Genomic DNA, 529 nt, shown 5'->3' with positions numbered 1-529 from the left:
GCCGAGAGCTTTCCCAACCTGGCCACCATCTTCGGAGCAGAGCTGTCCCTCGGCCTCGGCGAGCCGCAGGCCGGCGTTCCCGACCCGGTCGGCTCCCACCTGCTCGTTCTCGCCCGCGGCCAGGCCGGCTACCATCGGCTCGCCGCCGCCCTCACGAGCGCCCATCTCGCGGGAGGCGAGAAGGGCCGTCCGGTCTACGACATCGAGGATCTCGCAGCCCAGGCCGACGGCACCTGGGCCGTGCTGACCGGATGCCGCAAGGGCGCCGTGCGCCGGGCTCTCGTCACAGGGGGGCCTGCTGCTGCGGCGAGGGAACTGGCCGGACTCGTGCGCCTCTTCGGCAGGGACAACGTCTTCGTGGAACTGTACGACCACGGCTACCCCGCGGACAGCGCCGGCAACGACGCCCTCGCGGGCCTCGCCGCTGACGCGGGCCTGCCGGTGCTCGCCACGAACGCCGTGCATTACGCAACGCCGGCAGGTTCCCGGCTCGCCTCCGCGCTCGCCGATGGTCGCGTACTGTCCGGCA

1 protein-coding gene is annotated in these 529 nt (G+C 72.8%); it reads left to right on the top strand.

Annotated features, from left to right (window positions below):
* On the top strand, positions 1-529 hold a 529-nt coding region (locus tag QN345_RS19745; protein ID WP_323509205.1), incomplete at both ends, for a PHP domain-containing protein.

The sequence above is a fragment of the Cryobacterium sp. 10I1 genome, from assembly GCF_035019805.1.
Taxonomy (GTDB): domain Bacteria; phylum Actinomycetota; class Actinomycetes; order Actinomycetales; family Microbacteriaceae; genus Cryobacterium; species Cryobacterium glucosi.
The sequence above is the reverse complement of the archived record's forward strand: the minus strand, read 5'-3'. Positions and strand labels throughout refer to the sequence as shown.